The organism is Bacillus cereus group sp. MYBK14-1 (assembly GCF_051916885.1).
GTDB classification, from domain to species: domain Bacteria; phylum Bacillota; class Bacilli; order Bacillales; family Bacillaceae_G; genus Bacillus_A; species Bacillus_A cereus.
The window spans coordinates 1-18,201 of sequence record NZ_JBQAHM010000001.1 but is presented as its reverse complement, the minus strand read 5'-3'; the positions used below and the strand labels follow the sequence as shown (position 1 = coordinate 18,201).

The following is an 18,201-nucleotide window of genomic DNA, read 5'->3' as shown; positions in this document are numbered from 1 at the left end:
CAATCACCGAACCAAATTTGTTCCATAAACTGAAAAAAATTTTATAGCTAGTATGAGAGTTATTAACAAAATAAGAGATAGTAGCTATGATCGCCGCTATCTCTTATTTCACATTTCATTTTTTCTTATAAATGGCTTTATACAAACAGGTTCTCTTCCCTGAGAAAAGTATCTTAATTTTGCTTAGAACTACCTGTACTAGTAGCTTCACCATGTATACGTTGCTGTTTTAAATCAAAGTATACATCTAAAACTTCCTTTCCAATTATAGAATTAATTCCATTTTTATCATCATGAAGCCATGGAACTACTACGGAAAATGCTACTTCTGGATTATCATATGGAGCATATCCAACTAACGTTAAGTTGTAGCATTCCATACGTTCTCCTTTTGCATTTCTACCAATCGGGTCATCTCCACCATATACAGTTTGGGCTGTTCCTGTCTTTCCTGCTGGTTTATATGGCGCGTTTTTGAAATATTTCACGCCAGTTCCATCACCTTCTTGGAATACCCATCTAAACCCTTCTTTTATCCGATCAATATGTTCTTTCTTCATATCAATTCGATTTAATACGACAGGCTCTATGGAACGTATAACTTTGCCAACCTCTTCTTTTATTGATTGTTCTCGTATTTCTTGTACAATTTGAGGTTGCATTCTATAACCACCATTCGCAATCGTTGAAATATATTGCGCTAATTGCAACGGCGTATACGTATCATACTGACCGATAGAAAAATCTAGTAAAAAACCAGGTTGACTATCTACTTTTCTCGTTTGTCCAATTATTTCATTCGGTAAATCAATACCTGTTGGGACACCTAAACCAAATTGCTTGAAATAATAGCGCATCGTATCAAATGCTCCTTGTTTAATATCCAATGAGCCATTTGGTACGTAATTAACTCCCGCAATTTTTAAAGCTGTCTGGAACATGTATACATTCGAAGATACTTGTAAAGCTCGTAAATCATTAATATTACCAAATCCGGATACATTCCACGATTTTTTAGCTTGTGTACCTTTAAATTTCATCGGCGCGTCATAAAATTGATCTCCTGGATGTATTGCCCCTGTCTCATATCCAGTTAATAAAGTAGCACCTTTTACAGCTGACCCTAGCTCATACGAAGTTGTCATGTTACCTAACGCCAAATCCTCAACCTCTATTTTCCCTTCTTTTTCTACAATCTTTTTGCCTGCCATAGATAAAATTTGTCCGTTATTTGGATTTGTCATGACAACAAAAGCTCGATCGAGCAGTGGCTCTGAACTCTTAAAAGCTCTCAAGTTTTTCTCTATACTTTCTTCCACTTTCTTTTGTAATTCCATATCAATCGTTAATGTTAAACTATTACCACTTTTTCCTTTAGAGATTACTTCTGTGCTAACAATGTTTCCTGATTTATCAGTAATATTTTTCACTTCTTCTTTTGTGCCGTGTAATACATCTTCATATCGTTGTTCAATATAACTTTTTCCAACACGATCATTACGGTTATATCCACGTACTAAATAAGAATCTAAATTTTCTTTCGGTAATCCTTCTTCACTACTCGTAATATTTCCTAATATAGAACGAAATAAATTACCATTTACATAATTACGTTCCCAATCAACAGTGGCATCTACTCCTGGAAAATCTCCAAGATTTTCGCTTATCCGCGCATACTCTTCATCTGTTACATCTTTTTTTATAATTTGTGGTGTTAGTTGATAACCTGAACTCATTTTACTTTTAATAGCTAACACCTTTAAATCTTGTGCTGTTAATTCTGCTAATTCTACCTCTGTAACGCGACCTCGTCTTAAGTCTTCTATTTTTTTATCTAACTCTTTCCCCTCTATACCCTTTTCTTTAAACTTTTCTATATCTTTCTTAGTAATCTTTGTCTCCGCACGTTTCGAATTCAACTGCATCCAAAAATCTTTTTTATCGATATCTGTTAATTTATTTATATCTTGTTCAGGCATTTCAAGTACTTTCGCCAAGTCATTTGCTGTTTTTAAAATATCTTCATTCGTAATCCCCTTTACCCTTGTATACGTAATTGTGCGAAGAGATTTATTATTAACGACTGTTTTCCCTTCTCGATCTAAAATTTGTCCACGCGGAACTGGAATACTAGTTAGTGCATTTTGACTACTTTCCACTTGGTTCTTATAAGCCTCTCCCTCAACGATTTGTACTTTTCCTAGCTGCATAATAATAGCTGAGAATAGTACAAATATACAAAGGAACATTATATTTAATCGAATAGATATATATGTCTTCTGCTTCTTGCCTTTTTGTTCTTTCATAAATCCTCCATTTAATCCTTTCAGAAATTGCTACAAATACTAAAAGCATTCCTTCTATATTAGATACCGATAATCGGTTATAAATATCGCCTCAATTTTTTGCTTAATCCTTGTAAGCAACCATTCCTTTTCGTTTAGCTACGGAATTAATAACTCTCCCTTCCTGTTTTCTCTCTATTTTTTTGCCACTTGCATGAGAAGTGCTAAACTGTATAATGACTCTTATTAAACTTACATATAAACTTGCTAGTAAATTTTCATGCTAATTATTCCTTTCTTCATGCTGTAATACTTAATAGACAACCTAAACAATACAGTTGTTCCACATTTACAAAAAAAATAATTAAATATAAGATGAAATAGGCTACATAAGGGAGGGTTATATGTTACATACAAAAAGATGGAGATTTTTTGCGGTTTTTTCTATCGTAGGTTTGATTTTACTAATTTTATTAAAAATCAACTTCATTTCAATTACTATCGCAACTTCTTCAGCTGAAAGAGGAAAGATTTTTGATCAAAATGGTGTAATACTAGCTACAAATAAAAAAGTTAAGTCTCTATATTGCACTTCTAATGACGAAAAGCTATCGAAACAAGATACATCAAACACATTAGCTTTTTTTAATCAATTTTCAAGCCAGTTTCAACATGATATTTCTACAGAGAACATAAAATCTCAATTACAACAATCTTGTAAAAAGCAGACTATGAATGATATACCGTTATACTCTGATATAACTGAGAATGAACTTGCATTCATAAACAAAAACAAACCCAATAATGTAATAATTAAAGATGAATGGATTCGATATTATCCTAAACACGAAATTGGTTCACAAGTAATTGGGTATGTAGAAAATGACCTTAATTCAAAGCATAAGGCTGTTGGAAAAAGCGGGATTGAGCTGCAATATGAAAATGATTTAAAAGGAAAACCAGGTAAAACTCTTATTTTTAAATTGAATAATAAAAAGTTCTTATGGAACATTCAAAAAGTACAAAAAGGAAAAGATGTACGGCTAGCTTTAGACTCTGAGTTGCAGCAAAAGGCAGAAGAAGCATTAAGATCGCAAATTAAGAAAACACCTGATGCTAAAGCTGGTTATGCTGTAGTAAGCGATGCAAAAACTGGCGCAATTTTAACTATGGCCAACACGGCAGTTTTTGATCCAAATATATTAAATACACGTGTATCTTCTAGAAAAGAAAACATTAACTCTCTTTCGCAAAATAAAGCAATTCAAAAATTAAAGTATGGTGAATCTTATGTAAATATGGCTTCTACTATAAAACCACTCACTATTTTAATTGGATTAAACGAAAAGCTTTTCCAACCCGAAGATACTTATTTAGATAAAGGGACTTTTCAGTATGATAATCAAAATAACATTACGAATGCACCTGGAACGCCAACAGGTGAGATTACACCGAGGCAGGCTATCATTAATTCATCTAACACATTTATGACAGCAAAAGTAGCTCTGCCCCTATTCAACCAAAATAATGGGAATATAGAAAAAGTGGCACATATATGGACAGATTATTTAATGCAATTCGGCCTACGTTCTAAAACCGGGATTGATTTACCCTTTGAAGAAGACGGACAATATGAATTCCATCCATCTAATAAATTTGAAAATGGGATTTCAGCTTTATTAAATGCCTCTTGGGGAGGAAATGAAGTGCATACTCCTCTTCAACTCGCTCAATATGCAGCAACTTTGGCAAGTAAAGGCGACAAATATAAACCTCAAATCGTAAGTGCGATTATTGGTCAAGATGGTAAGGAAACCAAAAAGTTTAAACCCATTTTAGAAAGTTCAAATCGTTACCCGATGAACTTTTGGAGTGTCGTGCAAGGTGGGATGAGTCAAAATATAGAGGAAATTAAAAAGTTGCCCTTTGACGTCGCAGGTAAAACAGGTATTACAGGTTTTCCAAATGAGCAAGCAAGAATGATAAATCACTCTCTTTTCATTGCATATGCTCCTACGGAAGATCCACAAATTGCCGTTTCTGTCGTTATCCCTGGTAGTAATTCAGAAAAAAACATTGCCGCTCTCGTTACATCAGAAATTTTAGAGTACTGGAATACTCTTCAAAACGAAAATAAAAATAAAGAGGAAGGTTCACTTTAATGAACCTTCCTCTTTTACCATATAGAATCTATATTTATTATTTTCCATATACCTTCATTATTCTTTTCGAACATAAATGAATATTTAATATCAGTTAAAACATACTCTTTCTGTACATATCCAGTATTACCGTTAATTGTAGATATTTTTATATATCCATTATTCTGTACTTTTTCTGGAATCCAAGCTTTTACCATTTCATTAGATACTTCATATAAAACTTGTGATTCTCGCTTTGGTTCAGCTAAAATTTTCGTTTTATTTCCAGTAACAGTTGCATATATAAAATGCGCTTGGTTTGGTTGGTTACTTTCTGTCAATCCACTTGGTACTTTATATACTTGCTTTGTATCTTTTGCAAACTCTCCTCCCATTGTAAGGGCGACTTGCAACTCATGAAAGATATCTTCATCAAACTTCAGTTCATCCTTCCTATAACTCTTTCCTTTAAATAGAACTTCATCATTTAACGCTTTGTACAAGTTATTTTCATTTTTTGAGTTCGTACTTTGATATAGTTCATTCATAAATTGTTTTAATGATGGATCTTGAGCAGACTCATCTTTTGTTTTAGGCTTAATTTGAGTACTACTTTGTACCGGCGATTTATTATCATCAAGCCAAGGTTGTTGAACAATGAAAAATAACATTGTACAAACCAAAACAACTACAATAGGTAATGCTTTTTTACGAAATGGTCTTTTATGTTTTTCAAAATCCACTTCATTATTTTCATATATAGACTGCTTTATTTTAGAAATAAATTCTTCTTCATCTTTACGATTCTCCATTGGGCCTTTTTTTATTTTTCTATACCAGTCAGGATTTTGTTTATTGTTCATCACTACTACCCTCCCCTATTAATTTTGAAACCTTACTTCTCGCTCTACTTAATCTCGATTTTACAGTTCCAATGGATACTCCTAATGTTTCAGCCATTTCTTCATAAGATAATTCATATTTTGCATCCAATATAATTATTTCACGGTGCTTTTTAGGTAGTTCTAATACCACCTTCCACACATCATTCATTTCTTCTTGCTTAAAAAATTCTTGTTCTGCTGACAAGGATTGCTTATCGTCACTAAAAAATCCTATTAAAGATATCCTTTTAAAATAGGAGGATTTCAAATAGTTTATTGCCGTATTTCTTGTGATTTTTAAAATCCACGTTTTAATAGATGACTCCTTTCGAAATGAATTCCAATTTTTAAACACCTTTATAAATACATCTTGCGTGATATCATCTGATAAGTGTGGATCTTTCGTAATAATAAATGAATAATTCCATACATCTTGCCAATAGTCTTTTATAACATAGTCCAGCTCATCATGATTACACTTTTCAATAAACGTCTGTTCCATTTCCACACCTCAAACTTATTTGAATAAACATAAAACTGCCCTCACTTTTTTATTATGGTTTCAATATATAGACAAAATACAAGTTTCATTTGTTCCATTGTTTATCTTTTTTCAGGCAGAATAATACTACTAAAAAACAAGTAAAGCATACAATGATAAAATTCTACTCATGAAAATCTGTTTTTTGAATTTAACGTAACACTCCACTTGTCCATTTCAATTTGCTATCTCCTTCTATTTGCCATTAACAATGTCAACTTTTCTAGAATCACAGCAAAAAAGCATTCTTTCTAATCGAGAATGCTTTTTTGAAATTTAATTGTTCTATATTTTCCCCAATTTATATCTTTGAGTTAAGCAAACCTGTAATAAATTTAGTCAAAAAATTCACCATATAATTAAGTATTATTTCTGAAATACATGTTTTACTTTTTCACCTGGAACGTTACTTCCTCCTCTTCCTTTTACATCTTCAATCATCATTGTAACAATCATGTCTGGCGCATTTGCATCGAAAGCTGCGAACCATCCCAGTTCTTTTCCGTCTGCTTCTTTCGACTCTTTCAGTTCTGCTGTACCAGTTTTACCAGCAAGCGTTACACCATCAACCTTTGCAATTCTCCCTGCACCATCAGGGTCATTAATGACTTTGATTAATGCACTCTTTAATATTTCTTGATTCTTTTTAGAAACCACATTTTCTTTCCAATTCCCTGCTACTTTTGCTTCTTTTAAAAGATGTGGCGACGGAATATTCCCTTCATTCACAATCGGTGCATATGTTAATGCTAAATGAAGTGGTGTCATTAATACTTGTCCTTGTCCATAGCCTGTGTCTGCTAGTTGAATATCGTTTTTTATCCCATCTTTTGCAATGATTGAAATAGGAAATTCGTATTCGATTGGTAATTTTTCATAAAATCCGTACTTTTTAAATTCCTTTACATACTGATCTTTTCCCATTTTCAAAGCTTGTTGAGCAAAATAAATATTATCAGAATACTTCATTGCCTTATCAAAATCAATTGGACTTGCATCCTTTACACGCGTTACATAGTAATTTCCCCAAGATGAATCTTTTGTCCACTTCAATCCTTGAATTTTAAATTCTTCCTTCGGATTTATTGTGTTTGTTTCCAAACCAATTGCACCTGTGATCGTTTTAAATACGGAACCTGGTACAAATGCTTGTGTAAAGCGATTCGTCATTGGTAGTTTCGAGTCGTTACTCCATGCTTCTCGTTGGGCTTTCGATGCTCCTCTAACTATTATATTTGGATTATAAGCAGGGCTACTTACAAGTGCGATTGTTTCACCTGTTTTAGGATTGACCGCTGCACTAGACCCTGCTTCAGTTTTCATCTCATTAAAGATTTTTTCTTGAATTGCAGCATCAATTGTTAACGTAACATTTTCTCCTTCTTTTGCTTCTTTTTTTGCTACGTTTTTAATCTCTTTCCCCTTCTCATCTTCTATAAATACGCGTCCACCCTTTTCACCACGCAATTTATTTTCTAACACTTTCTCTAAACCAGTCTTACCTACTAAATCATCTGCTTGATAACCTTGTTTTTGAAGTGATTTTAACTCCTCCGCATTCACCTTTCCTATATATCCAGTTAAGTGTGCCGCTGCTTCACCTAATGGATACGTACGAATATTTACTGGGTGAGATGAAACTCCTTCTAATTCAATATAATCATTCTGTCTAGTTCCCTCTTTTAAAATGCCAATTGGTACAAAGGAGTCTGGTTTTATCCATTTCGCTGTGAGCTTTTGTTCGACCTCTTCTATAGACATATCAAGTAATTGTGCTACTATTTCTTTCGTTTGCGCTGCTGTTTCGCCTAGTTTCTCTGGAATAATTCCAACCTCAGTCGCTTTACCATTCGTTGCAAGCCCTTTTCCATTTCGATCATATATTTCTCCGCGTTTTCCTTGCTCTATTTGCATACGTACTTTGTAATCTTTTTTCATACCTGGGAAGATGAAGTCTGGTGTCCAATCTATTTCCCAAGACTCTTTATCTTTCACAAGTTTTGCTTCATGGATGAATGAAACTGGTCCTACATCCGTATCCATCTTAACTTCAAAAAGAAAAAGTTCTTTATCTTTCGTATTCTCTCCTTTCATTTTAACTTTTAAATTATTAGCTCCAATCCCCTCATAGATTTTTTGATATTTTTCTGTGAATTCTTTTTTAGAAATCGATTTTTTGGCATGGTCTGATAAATGATCATACATATTTGCAAATTTTCTATCATTCCATAAATTGATATATTCTTCAAATGCTTGTTTTGGTGGTTCGTTTTTATTACATCCTACCAACATAACTGCGAAACAAATGAAAAACAGCATCCATAATTTTTTCAATTCAATCTTCTCCCTTAATTAAAAATCATTATTCCTTTCTTAATTTATTAAATAAAAAATGTTTCAACGCTTAATAGACATTGTAAGTAATGACATTGTTCCATATTTACAAAAAAATTAATATCTATGTTCATTTTAATACAAAAAAGCAGGCATAAATATATGCCTGCCTTCCGTTCCCAAAATCAATTACACCTAAAACAACTTGTGGTTAACCAAATCCAGATACTCTCCTACACTCTATTTTTTACTTTTCTAAAATAATTCCCGCTATTTCATTAGCATATTTTTTAGAGTCAAATCCATCATAGTTACTTAGTACTACAACAGTCAAATATTCTTTTGGAAACCGCATGAAGTATGAACGATAACTTGCCCAGCTACCTGAATGTTCCAAGTATCGACAGTTAAAACCTTCTGCAAGCCTTAGCCCAAAAGCATAATCTTCATTGTCAATAATTGTTTCCCCAGTTGGAGAAATTTCCGGACCTATTTCGCTCATTCTTTTAACAAGTTCTTTTCCGCCAACGGTACCTGTAGTTAAATTTTCTCCCCACTTTACCAGGTCTTCGACTGTTGCATGAACTGCCCCATCACCTGTATGTTCCGAAGGGCTTTCATAGACCATATATGCTCCTTGTTCATTCTTTGAATACCCCCTAGCAATTGATATAGTAGTTGGGTACCAATCTACAATTGTTGTGTCTTTCATATTTAAAGAATCAAAAATACGTTCTTTTGCAAACTGACGTAAAGACTTCCCGCTTACCTTCTCTACCACCAATGACAATAAAAAATATCCTGTATTGCTATACTCAAATTTTGTGCCAACAGGGAACCTTGCAATTTGATGACCATTAAGGTGTTTTAGCGATTGTTCCACAGTTAATATATCAGTAAATTTAATATTTTCTGCTTGAGCCAATTCCATATAATCAACTAGTCCGCCAGTATGATGAATTAGATGCCTCAAATGTTCCTATAGAAGGGGCAAACTTTACAATTGAATCATCTAAACTCAATCTTCCCTCTTGTTCTAAGAGTAATATAGAAAACGCTGTAAATTGTTTAGAAACTGAAGCGATATTAAAAACGCTCTTTGTGGTTATCGGTAGATTTTCCTCTATAGAAGCTAAGCCAACTGCACCTTTATACGTTACTCCGCTATCAAAACTGGCCATATATGCAAAGCCAGGAACTTTTGGTGAAAACTTTTTTAATAATTGTTTAATCAATGTATGCGTCTTTTCATTATATGTATTATTCACCTTAATCACATCCCCTTCTCTTTGAATGGTTAGGAATACAATAAAAAATACTATATATATAAAATGTCAAATTCTCCTTTCAAAATTTAAACTTTTTAATGCATTATGCCAAGTACTAAAGGAAAGCAAAAATTATTAAAGAAATTAATAGTCTACCTTAGGATTGCTCTTAACAGGTTAAAAGCTTTTACAAACAAATTTTAGCAAACAATGTCTTCCCCCTCTTTTTTTTATGACAGTTTTTTGATTGGAATGAAAGCCAATAGAATTAATTATTGAAATATACAAAAAATCTTAATATAAACAATATTTTACAGCGCTTCTTCTATAACGTAAATATTCATTTTACTTTATTTTCCACATAACAAAATATTCTACTTGAGAAATTATTGTTACGTGGAAATTTTTTCCTTTTCACCAAATGGAAGAAGAATCTTGACTGTTAGCGCTTTTCGTATTACTCAAACCTGATAACAAGCATGCGTTCTCCGTCAAGTGTACTTCAGCAAAAGTACTAAATCCTGGAGTGTCACCTGTATGCCTCCCAATCGGAACACAGGTTGGAAGCTTAGTTTCATCCTTATAAATAAAAAAATAGGGGGAGCCTATCGTGACAGACTCCTCCTAAAATACAACTCTCGTATACATATCGGAAATGAATTTATTTTACTAATAGTGAATATTCACCATTTTTATCATCAAATTTATACACATTCAGATAATATTTCCCTGGTTTCGCTACGAATTTTCCCTTTATAGTATTTCCTTCATCTTCACCACAAGCTACATAATTTTGCATATCTGATTCATGATAAAGTACCCATGTCATCCCAATATTTTGTTCATTTACCACAAAAATCTCTACTTCTTTTGGATCTGTAACATTAAACGTATAAACATCTGTTTGATCAGGAGTAACCAGATTTCCTTTTACAAGCGTATTAAACGGGAGTATCTTCTCTTCTTCAAGGGACCCGCCTGTTTGCGGATCTTGTTTTACAGTAACTTTTGTCTGTTCTATACTTTCTTTTCCTCTACTATCTTTCACAGTTAGTTCCACAGTATATGTTCCTTTTTCTCCATATATGTGGGTAGGATTCGCTTTTGTACTTGTTATACCATCCCCAAAGTTCCATAGATAAGAAATAACTTTTCCATTTTCACTTGTTGTACCATTGCTATGGAATTGAATTTCTTCATTTACTATCCCGCTGTATGGTCCATTCATATTTACTATAGTAGTCGTTTTTTCTTTTTCCTCTGTCGCAACACCATGGAAAACAATATCATATTCAAATTGATTAGCTGCATTCACACGATAGTTTACAAAATAGGCTGTAACTGTTTTATAACCGCTCCACCCTTTTTGGGATAACTGCTCTAAAGTTTGGTTTACTTGTTTACTCATCGCTTTCCAATCTTCAGACTCACCTTTTGATGTACCACCTGTGTACTTGCCTTCCACGGTAAATGTATTAAAGAATTGTGACTCATATTTTGTAATTTTGGCATCTTTTATATTTGCTACATCTACAATTTCGTTTTTCACTTCAGCTAACGGCTTTGGTGCGTGTTGAATTAAATAATCATTTGTTACTTGAGGTACATTATATTTATCTTGATTATCAGTCAACTGCTGCATATATGCTTGATATTCTGCATTCAATTGTGTATTTTTGCTTAATAATTCACGATACGCATCATAATTTTTCACATCGTTTGCACGGATTAAATCTTGAAGCTTATCAAATGTATCAAATTGATGATTATACAAATAAGACTGTAGTGTAAAGGAATACTTATAAAAGTCCCAAGATCCATATTTGGCGAACAAAGTTTGCTTTGCTGTATAACGGCTTGCTGGATCAGATGATAAGCCACTTATTATACTTTTACGTGGAACAACATTGTTTGTACGTGTAGATCCTGCAAAAAATTCTGCATTCCCTTCTTGGAACCAAGTTAACCGTTCATTTTGATACATTTCTCCGCTTCCAAATAAACCAGGAACCTCATATCTTCCTTGTAAATAATGAGTGAATTCATGACGGAACAACTCTTCTAAACTATAAATACTCTGCTTTGGCGTACGCTCATATGTAAAGAAAGTCCCCTTCTCTTCAATATAAATTCCACCGTTGTTTGTTTCATATCCATATAATTGTCTATTTAATTGATATTCATCTGGATTATTATAAATTACTATTGTTAGTACATCATCAGCATTACCCGGTTCTAGTGCTTTATCATTTCCAATTACACGGTGATATTGTGCTTTTACTTCCTTGGCTGCCCAATATAATCTCTTAATTTTTTCTTCTGTTACTTTATCTCCCGTCTTAAAGACAATAGATCCGTCATCAAATATAATTTTTTTCAAATACGTAGAAATATGGTTTAACCAGTAATCAATGATCAGATCTTCTTAACTTAAGTAAACCTAAATCTATTTGTCTCCATACAGAAAGAGATAAATAGTTTTGTTCCTATTCATGAAATAGTACAATATATGCAAAATTACATATCTAATTAATTGCTTTTAATGTTATATTTTAATAGCGATGAATGCTATTATTTCATAAGTTGTCAACAAGCGTTATGTATGTATGAGAAAAAGGAAGGAGCCAAATAGGCCCCTTCCTTTTTCTACTAATTAACTAAATTACTCTCTGGTAAAAATTTAAATAGTAATGCTCATTTACAGGCGTCTCATTATGCATTAAACATGCTAACTTAGCTTGCTGTCGGAAAAAATAAAAACGATAGCATTAAGTTATTAAGAGACAAAAATTTATCTAGCCAAGACAGATTTGTCTTGGCTAGATAAATTTGGTGATAAATACAGGAAGTAACTCTTACGATTCAATGATTCTTTTTCCTGCCTTCTACCCTTGCCACTTCTGTTTCATGACTTGTAAATAGAGATCTTCAAACTCGTTAAAATGGACGCGAAAAACACCTAATGTATCGATATAAGCAGAAATCACATCTTTTTCATTAAAATGGATACCTTCCTGTGCTAAGTCATAGCTATCATTAAGGCTGTATAAATCAAAATATTCTTCTTCCCAATACAGGCCTCTATTTACTAGTAATCGAGTAGAGCAAGTAATAGCTTGTTTAATATTCCATTTCTGAGCTACTAACTTTTCATTTAAGACTGAAAGAAGGATGTTTACCGAGGGGTTTTCATCAACTATGCGGCTATATGACAGTAAAGCCGATTCTATATATATCAGCTTTGCTTTAGACATTAAAGATATCTCCATAATTTCATATGGCGGGTGATCATTTGCTTCAATCAACCTATCGCACCATGAAATAACCTCCTCTCTATTCCAAAGTCCGCAGCCTAGTCCTAATGCATACAAGTGGGCTAAAGTTTGATAAGATTTCAATATGGTTCACCTTCAATTTAACTGTATAGTGGTATTGCATTCATTTTGGAAATAATCACGCTTAGTAATAAATATAATAAGCTGCCCAAACGGACAGCTTATTTGCATTAAAAACGCTACACATGAACTTTTTCTTTTTTTCGACGCACAAGCCACCAAACTAAAGATAGCAGTACTAGGGGAAACGGAAATATCTGAATAAACAAAAATACTTCCCAAAAATCGTGCATCGTACTACCAGGGGAATCTGTTGCCATCCCGCCAATAAAAAAAGACAATGGAATGACAAGTATATTTATACCTAAGCTAATCATTAGGAATGATAGATTTTTCTTCCAGATTACTGGTAATGCAGCCACGATTAATAAAACCAATGCAGTACCCAGTATAAGAAACAGTGCTCCAAATAAAAATACAAAGTATAAAATAGCATTGATTAAAGGTTCCACAATAGCCCTCCTAAGGATTCATTCTATAGAAACACTCATGTTATTTAGAAAGTCAGGATGCTATACCTCTTAGTTGTCTTTCAATTTCTTCATCGCTATAGTCTTCATTTATCTGCTTAGAATACTTAATCTACTTGCTTATATTCTGGACTGCGTTAGGACATATGTTTCTATTGTACAACCAGCTAGCAAGAAACCCACACTTATCCCTGCTAATACGGTACCTTTAAAGGCTCTGTTCATATTCATTTGCCCCTTTTATCTTTTCGTATTTTTTCTCCATCCATAGACAGTCCATTATGAACGTTTTCATTATAAGTATTGTCTGCTCCTTACTATCTGTTTCGGCCCTGATTCTTCTCGTTTACCGTTTCAGTATTACGCTTCAATTCGCATTATCATCACATAAAAAGGACATACCTATTCATATATATACCTTTATTATTTTATATTGAAATAAATAATGGTTCAAAGTTATTTTGTGAAAATTATACAAAAATTAATAATTCATCAATTACCCAACAATAGATAATATGGATAAAGAAAAAATACTAGAGAATATCACATTGTAGTAGTCTCTAGTATCTTTTCATAGTATTTTAGCGGCTATGCAATACGGAGGGATAAAAAAGGACCTCTTACGGAAAGATAAGAGGTCATCAAAAAGATAAAAATGTTGTATTTGAAACACGCGAGTTTCTAATTCACATCATAACACAATATATTTGTATATTCAATATATACATTAAAGATAAGGAATATTACATCATTGAAGATTACGGTGAACCAGGAGATAGTGTTGAAAATGAACCTACTTTGCGCAACATTTTCCCGAAAAAGTATGCGGATGTCGCACCTGCTAAGACATTTTGAATAATCTTTGCAGCTGCTACATCAACGGGTAATTTATTGTATTTCCAATCTAGAGAATCAATTGTCCAATCCCATACTTTTAAAACTAGTGAAATAGATCTTTTTAATTACATACTTAATTTATTTTTTAATGTCCAATATTTTTCTCCATTAGCTTCAAAAGAGAATTCTACCCATCCATTCGGATCTTCACGATAAATAAAGATGGTTGTTCCAGGAGTTACTGTACCAACTTTATTCTCCTCGACAGCTACATCTGGTCTACTTTTAATTTTTAATTTAAATGGATAAGGTACCTGATAGTAAGTAGCTGATGATACAACATTTGAGCTTGAACCGCCTGCATACATTTTATATGGAATTTCATTAGATAACGCGTCGACATCTAATGTTTCAGGATTCTTTGGTAATTTTTTTGCATATGTATAGTCTTCTACACGAAACGGTTTAATACGTTCCATAATACCCGCAATTTTCTTAGCCCAGCCTTTATCTGATGCATATTTCACGTTCATGCCAGTTAATGTTGACCCGTTATAATACATACCACTTTCTTCTAAATATCTTTCTCGTACATAATTAGCGTTATAAGCAATGCTATCGCCGTAGCTTGGTAAATATTTCGCATATTTAAACGGGTCTCCATCATATGCACGTAGACCGAATAAATTATGTTTTTGATATGCAATTTCTGATTTTCCGTATCCAGATTCTAAAATCGCATGCGCCGCTAAATAATGAGCACTCACGCCATATTGATTTTGCGCATTGATAAAATCTTGTCCATGTCCAACTAAGGGACTATCTGAATGATATTTTGCAATAAAACTATCAATCTCTTGAGCTGTAATTTTCGAAGCCACTGTTAAATTTAAATCTTCATATGAGGTAGCAGTAGTAATCTCTTTTTCATCGTTTAAATTTTGTTGTAACATATCTGTTTTTGCAGTAAGTTGAGCAGCTTCAGCACGTGTTATAAATCTATTTGGTTGCCAACCGTTCTCGGTACCATTAGAGATTTTTAAATCTATTAAAATATTGGCATATTTTTCTCCCCAATGACCTTTTAAATCTTCAAATCTAACCTGATCATTATGATTTGGTGTGCTTTGTAGTTTATATGCATTTACTAGCATCGTAGCCATAGCAGCGCGAGTTACTTTTCCGGATGGATTGAAGATTCCATTACCTTCACCTTTAACAATCCCAGCTTTTTCAGCAGCAGCAATATAAGGAGTAGCCCAGTGATTTTGTGAATCTGTAAAAGATGGTTTTGCATTAGGGTCAATTTGTATCCCTAAAACTTTTGTCATAATCTTTGTAGCCGAAGCTCTGTCTAAGGAATCATTTGAACCAAAAGTTCCATCTGGATAACCATTTAATACCTGTTTATCAACTAAATAGTTAACGGATTTATCAGCCCATGTAGGAACATCAGGGAATTTATGAGTATCTGCTAAAATATTAGAAGAATAGGATAATATAACTCCTGCAAGGATACCTGTTGCAATTAATTTATGCTTCATTAAAATAAACACCTCTACCATTGTATTTATCAAATTGAAATTTTCTATTTTTATATTTACATGTTTGTAATAATAATAAAATCGTATTATCACGCATTCAATTTAATGTAACGAGTATAGTTACTTATATACACAAGTGTCAATGAATTTCTTTTACAAAAATGCATAATTTTTACATTATTTTGTAATTGAATTATGTATAAATTTTGTAAAGGACCTTTTGATAGATTTTACCTGAATAAATCTCTTTATTTGTTAATTTGCCAATCTTTCTTGTTTACTATTAATCAATTAAAAAAAGAATTTTTTTTGTTTAAGAGCTACTTTAAAATCTTAAGTTGATGGATGTGTGAACGTACCGCTACTAAAATTCTTGCTTTTAAATCATTATTACTGTATTATATTTACGTATCAATATAAGGATTATATTATATAAAAAGGAATCAAATCTATAAGTAAGATTTAAATCCTTTTCGAAATCAAAAAGACTTTGTCAAAATCTAATATAATTTATGCTTGTCTTTTTAATATGTATCTAGTAAAAACATATTTTTTATCCATAGAATTCTGTTTTCAATGATAGGAATTAGTGTTCTAAACAAGAAACCGTACAAAGTGATTTGAAAAACCTGAGAGATATTGTATGTAGTTTGCTCATCTCCAGGTACTACAATAAAAGAGCCTTACCTCTCTAGGCAAGACTCTACTAGTTTAGTTGTATACTATTTACATGATAACTAAGAAACAGAAAACATATAACACCAAATAACAGCACCCTATTACTCCTCCTACAGCTAATACCTGTTTAACCCAACTCTTAAATTTTTGATTACTGTAAATCGCTTGCACTCTTTCCATATTTCCTCCTATTAAGGAGAACCCTTAAAGACTCTCACCTCGCTATAGTACCATTAAAAAATGAATAATAGAGATCTAATGTATAAATATGCAATATTGCATACGGAAATGTATTGTTATTATTGTAAGCGCTTACTATAATAAAGTTATAAAGATTTATTACATCTTAATACGAAAAAGAGGAGAGAATAATATGGAAATCGCAATGGCAGTTTTAAAATTTATAGGTGGAGCAATCCCATTAATTCAAGAACTACTAAAAGCATTTATGTAAATTCACTATTTAGCAATTATTTATAAAAATTATTATACAAATGATCTGTATATCAAAAATGAATTGGTTTACAGATCATTTGCGTGATCAAGGTCCCTTTAACATGACTAATGGGCCTTTTTAAAATTTTTAAATAATTAAGGTTACGTCACATCACCATCAAGTTAGCAAAATAAAACGAAACTTTAACTTGATGGTGATGGGGTAACAGTTGTGATTTAGAGATAAGATCAGATTATACAAAGTTTTGCACGTCAGCGATACCGGAAATAAACTTCGCCTTTAGTAGCAAGAATCCCCAATAAAGATAGTCAACTTGCCTATTTAGGAATAAGAGTGTCAATTTAAATAATGCATTCTGAAACACTACTCTTCTTCTAAAATAGCGTAATAATATTCATCCCACCATTCATTCCCATGTGGTATACACTTCCTGAAATAGCCTTCTCTTCTCATTCCAATCTTCTCCATTACTCGATATGATGGGGTATTTTGTGGCTGACATGTAGCTATAATCCTATGTAATTTCATTTCCTTAAATCCATATTCCAATGTAGCTTGTGCTGCTTCAGAAGCATATCCTTTATTGAAATATTTAGGATTGAACACCCAACCAATCTCATATGTATGCTCACCAAAATATTTATGAAAAACTATATGACCAATCAGAATATCTTTATGAATTAATACTACAGGAAAGTTCTTAGCGTTTTCACCAATGTTTTCATTCACAAAGTTTCTTGTATTTTCTTCAGTAAAAACCCCTTCAGGTATGTATTTCATAACATTGATATCTGATGTATACTCATGAACAGCTTGCCAATCTTTGAACTCAAATTTCCGTATTAATAATCTTTCTGTTTTTATAAACATTTACTTTTCCCCCTCAAAAAATTGCAACTATATTTTAAATCCACATTTAACCCTTAAAACAAAAAGAACTTGTAGGACTCTCTACAAGTTCTTTTTGTTTTAAGGTGAATATACGAGCCAAACAAACTATCTTACAGATTGACTGTAGAAACTTTAGGGGTAATGCTTTGACAAATATATTATATAACAAATATTAACATCCACAGGATTTATTTTTGAAAATTATGTGAATTAAGAAAGGAAGTAGTTTTTTCTTAGCTATTATTATTATTATTAACTGACGGTATCATTATATTTTATTCTGCAACTTATTTAGAAGAGCTATGTACATTTCGAAGAAGTTCTTCAATAAGTTTTGTTTTTTCATTTACCTTTGTGGCATATGTGTAGAGTAAGCATCCAGCGCCTTTCCACGTTTCTGTGATAGGTTTCCAAATGCTCCTCTCCGAACCGGACTTACACGTCTCCATGTATCCGGCTCTCCATCTGTCATCTGC

10 protein-coding genes and 5 pseudogenes are annotated in these 18,201 nt (G+C 32.6%); 3 read left to right on the top strand and 12 right to left on the bottom strand.

Annotation, left to right across the window (positions count from 1 at the left end; genetic code table 11):
- Positions 1 to 173: 173 nt before the first annotated feature.
- On the bottom strand, positions 174 to 2,306 hold the full coding sequence (locus ACTFR3_RS00075) for a peptidoglycan D,D-transpeptidase FtsI family protein (protein WP_440044032.1): 2,133 nt from the start codon (positions 2,304 to 2,306) through the stop codon (positions 174 to 176).
- Between the two features lie 383 nt (positions 2,307 to 2,689).
- Here ACTFR3_RS00075 and ACTFR3_RS00070 point away from each other — a divergent pair, with 383 nt between their 5' ends.
- A complete protein-coding gene (locus ACTFR3_RS00070; protein ID WP_440044031.1) occupies positions 2,690 to 4,447 on the top strand; it encodes a peptidoglycan D,D-transpeptidase FtsI family protein in 1,758 nt (585 codons plus the stop codon).
- Positions 4,448 to 4,461: 14 nt separating this feature from the next.
- On the opposite strand, the gene ACTFR3_RS00065 is transcribed toward ACTFR3_RS00070, so the two are convergent.
- The 7 genes and pseudogenes from ACTFR3_RS00065 to ACTFR3_RS00035 form a co-directional block, all read right to left on the bottom strand.
- Entirely contained in the window at positions 4,462 to 5,289 is an 828-nt protein-coding gene (locus ACTFR3_RS00065; protein WP_001060751.1) for an SH3 domain-containing protein, read from the bottom strand.
- A complete protein-coding gene (locus ACTFR3_RS00060; RefSeq protein ID WP_000438327.1) occupies positions 5,279 to 5,812 on the bottom strand; it encodes an RNA polymerase sigma factor in 534 nt (177 codons plus the stop codon). The genes ACTFR3_RS00065 and ACTFR3_RS00060 overlap by 11 nt, the downstream gene beginning before the upstream one ends.
- 405 nt (positions 5,813 to 6,217) lie before the next feature.
- Entirely contained in the window at positions 6,218 to 8,185 is a 1,968-nt protein-coding gene (locus tag ACTFR3_RS00055) for a penicillin-binding transpeptidase domain-containing protein (protein WP_440044030.1), read from the bottom strand.
- Between the two features lie 247 nt (positions 8,186 to 8,432).
- A pseudogene (locus ACTFR3_RS00050) lies at positions 8,433 to 9,453 on the bottom strand (serine hydrolase domain-containing protein).
- A gap of 661 nt (positions 9,454 to 10,114) precedes the next feature.
- A pseudogene (colA, locus tag ACTFR3_RS00045) lies at positions 10,115 to 11,830 on the bottom strand (collagenase ColA); the annotation flags it as partial.
- 508 nt (positions 11,831 to 12,338) lie between these two features.
- Entirely contained in the window at positions 12,339 to 12,851 is a 513-nt protein-coding gene (locus tag ACTFR3_RS00040) for a hypothetical protein (RefSeq protein ID WP_000844534.1), read from the bottom strand.
- A 116-nt stretch (positions 12,852 to 12,967) separates the two neighbouring features.
- A complete protein-coding gene (locus tag ACTFR3_RS00035; protein ID WP_000433525.1) occupies positions 12,968 to 13,300 on the bottom strand; it encodes a hypothetical protein in 333 nt (110 codons plus the stop codon).
- Positions 13,301 to 14,047: 747 nt separating this feature from the next.
- On the opposite strand from ACTFR3_RS00035, the pseudogene ACTFR3_RS00030 reads away from it, so the two are divergent.
- A pseudogene (locus ACTFR3_RS00030) lies at positions 14,048 to 14,155 on the top strand (peptidase M56); the annotation flags it as partial.
- Here ACTFR3_RS00030 and ACTFR3_RS00025 read toward each other — a convergent pair.
- Both ACTFR3_RS00025 and ACTFR3_RS00020 read right to left on the bottom strand, forming a co-directional pair.
- Positions 14,143 to 14,256: pseudogene (locus tag ACTFR3_RS00025) on the bottom strand (polysaccharide deacetylase); the annotation flags it as partial. The pseudogenes ACTFR3_RS00030 and ACTFR3_RS00025 sit on opposite strands and share 13 nt — an antisense overlap.
- A 24-nt stretch (positions 14,257 to 14,280) precedes the next feature.
- Entirely contained in the window at positions 14,281 to 15,699 is a 1,419-nt protein-coding gene (locus ACTFR3_RS00020; protein WP_074047716.1) for an S-layer homology domain-containing protein, read from the bottom strand.
- Between the two features lie 946 nt (positions 15,700 to 16,645).
- Between ACTFR3_RS00020 and ACTFR3_RS00015 the strand changes: the two genes are divergently transcribed.
- Complete coding sequence (locus ACTFR3_RS00015; protein WP_001987408.1) at positions 16,646 to 16,831, top strand: hypothetical protein; 186 nt, start codon at positions 16,646 to 16,648, stop codon at positions 16,829 to 16,831.
- 366 nt (positions 16,832 to 17,197) lie between these two features.
- Here the strand turns inward: ACTFR3_RS00015 and ACTFR3_RS00010 are convergent, their stop codons facing one another.
- The gene (locus tag ACTFR3_RS00010; RefSeq protein ID WP_000470150.1) at positions 17,198 to 17,704 is read right to left on the bottom strand and encodes a GNAT family N-acetyltransferase; all 507 of its coding nucleotides are present in this window, start codon (positions 17,702 to 17,704) and stop codon (positions 17,198 to 17,200) included.
- 308 nt (positions 17,705 to 18,012) lie between these two features.
- Positions 18,013 to 18,093: pseudogene (locus tag ACTFR3_RS00005) on the bottom strand (lysozyme family protein); the annotation flags it as partial.
- Positions 18,094 to 18,201: the final 108 nt, after the last annotated feature.

What these genes read in the sequence shown, in the direction of transcription:
- ACTFR3_RS00060 (WP_000438327.1), bottom strand. Translation starts at nt 5,812, where the DNA reads ATGGAACAGACGTTTATTGAAAAGTGTAATCATGATGAGCTGGACTAT.
- ACTFR3_RS00070 (WP_440044031.1), top strand. Translation starts at nt 2,690, where the DNA reads ATGTTACATACAAAAAGATGGAGATTTTTTGCGGTTTTTTCTATCGTA.
- ACTFR3_RS00015 (WP_001987408.1), top strand. Translation starts at nt 16,646, where the DNA reads ATGCAATATTGCATACGGAAATGTATTGTTATTATTGTAAGCGCTTAC.
- ACTFR3_RS00065 (WP_001060751.1), bottom strand. Translation starts at nt 5,289, where the DNA reads ATGAACAATAAACAAAATCCTGACTGGTATAGAAAAATAAAAAAAGGC.
- ACTFR3_RS00075 (WP_440044032.1), bottom strand. Translation starts at nt 2,306, where the DNA reads ATGAAAGAACAAAAAGGCAAGAAGCAGAAGACATATATATCTATTCGA.
- ACTFR3_RS00010 (WP_000470150.1), bottom strand. Translation starts at nt 17,704, where the DNA reads ATGTTTATAAAAACAGAAAGATTATTAATACGGAAATTTGAGTTCAAA.
- ACTFR3_RS00020 (WP_074047716.1), bottom strand. Translation starts at nt 15,699, where the DNA reads ATGAAGCATAAATTAATTGCAACAGGTATCCTTGCAGGAGTTATATTA.